Annotated in this window: 1 protein-coding gene; it reads left to right on the top strand. The window is 62.9% G+C overall.

Annotation, left to right across the window (positions count from 1 at the left end):
• Positions 1 to 217 precede the first annotated feature (217 nt).
• Positions 218 to 1,741 (top strand): fumarate hydratase, encoded by a 1,524-nt coding sequence (locus tag ACE04F_RS07605; RefSeq protein WP_486105655.1) that lies wholly within the window; start codon positions 218 to 220, stop codon positions 1,739 to 1,741.
• Positions 1,742 to 1,883 lie beyond the last annotated feature (142 nt).

Below are 1,883 nucleotides of genomic sequence, written 5' to 3'. Positions count from 1 at the left end.
CTCGCCACGGGTTTTGTGATTCTGACCTTCAGGCCGCAGGTCGCCATCGCGAGCAAGCTCGCTCCCACAGGCTGCCTGCCTGCGATATACTGCCGCGCCTTTTTAGCGTCGCGCCAGCATGCCCGGCGTGCCTTATAGAGGTGCCGCCCGTCGACCGATGCACCCAAGCGGCCGGTACCTTATTGAATGTTCCCGTCTTTAGAGAGGAGCGCGACTCATGACCGTGATCAAGCAAGATGACCTGATACAGAGCGTCGCCGACGCTTTGCAGTTCATTTCCTATTACCACCCCGTGGATTTCATCCAGGCGATGCATGAGGCCTACCTGCGCGAAGAATCGCCGGCGGCCCGTGATTCCATGGCGCAGATCCTGATCAACTCGCGCATGTGCGCCACCGGCCATCGGCCGATCTGCCAGGACACCGGTATCGTGACCGTGTTCGTGCGGGTGGGCATGGACGTGCGTTGGGATGGCGCAACCATGGGCTTGGACGACATGATCAACGAGGGCGTGCGTCGCGCCTACAACCTGCCGGAAAACGTTCTGCGTGCATCGATCCTCGCCGACCCGGCAGGCGCGCGCAGGAACACCAAGGACAATACGCCGGCGGTCATCCACTACTCCATCGTCCCGGGCAACACCGTGGAAGTGGACGTGGCGGCCAAGGGCGGCGGCTCCGAGAACAAGTCGAAGATGGCCATGCTCAACCCGTCCGATTCCATCGTCGACTGGGTCCTCAAGACCGTTCCGACCATGGGCGCCGGCTGGTGCCCACCGGGCATGCTCGGCATCGGCATCGGCGGCACAGCCGAGAAAGCCGCGGTCATGGCCAAGGAAGTGTTGATGGAATCCATCGACATCCACGAGCTCAAGGCTCGCGGCCCGCAGAACCGTATCGAAGAGATGCGCCTGGAACTGTTCGAGAAGGTCAACCAACTGGGCATCGGCGCCCAGGGCCTGGGCGGCCTGACCACCGTGCTCGACGTGAAGATCATGGACTACCCGACCCACGCCGCCTCCCTGCCGGTGTGCATGATCCCCAACTGCGCCGCCACCCGTCACGCCCACTTCGTGCTCGACGGCAGCGGCCCGGCCTCGCTCGAAGCGCCACCGCTGGACGCCTACCCGGAAATCGTCTGGGAAGCCGGTCCGTCGGCGCGCCGCGTCAACCTTGACACCCTGACCCCGGAAGAAGTGCAGAGCTGGAAGCCGGGCGAAACCGTATTGCTCAACGGCAAGATGCTCACCGGTCGCGACGCGGCGCACAAGCGCATGGTCGAGATGCTGAACAAGGGCGAAGCCCTGCCGGTGGACCTCAAGGGCCGCTTCATCTACTACGTCGGCCCGGTCGACCCGGTCGGCGACGAAGTGGTTGGCCCGGCCGGCCCGACCACCGCCACGCGGATGGACAAGTTCACCCGCCAGATCCTCGAGCAGACCGGCCTGTTGGGCATGATCGGCAAATCCGAGCGCGGCCCGACCGCCATCGAAGCGATCAAGGACAACAAGGCGGTCTATCTGATGGCTGTTGGCGGTGCCGCCTATCTGGTGGCCCAGGCGATCAAGAAATCCAAGGTCCTGGCCTTCGCCGAACTGGGGATGGAAGCGATCTACGAGTTCGAGGTCAAGGACATGCCGGTGACCGTTGCGGTCGACAGCAAGGGCGAGTCGGTGCACATCACGGGTCCAGCGATCTGGCAGCAGAAGATCAGCGAAAGCCTGGCGGTCGAAGTGCAGTAACGCGCATTTTGCCGTTGTGAAAAGGCCGGTGGGCGACAAGCTCACCGGCCTTTTTTTGTGATATCCGCAATCAAAACCTGTGGGAGCGAGCCTGCTCGCGAAAGCGCTTTTCACTCAACATCAATGCAGAATGTTCCACCGC

The sequence above is a fragment of the Pseudomonas sp. AGC41 genome (assembly GCF_057334555.1).
This window is presented reverse-complemented; position numbering and strand designations above follow the sequence as displayed.

Bases quoted from the DNA above. Each gene is read 5' to 3' on its own strand.
- ACE04F_RS07605 (WP_486105655.1), top strand. From the start codon at position 218: ATGACCGTGATCAAGCAAGATGACCTGATACAGAGCGTCGCCGACGCT.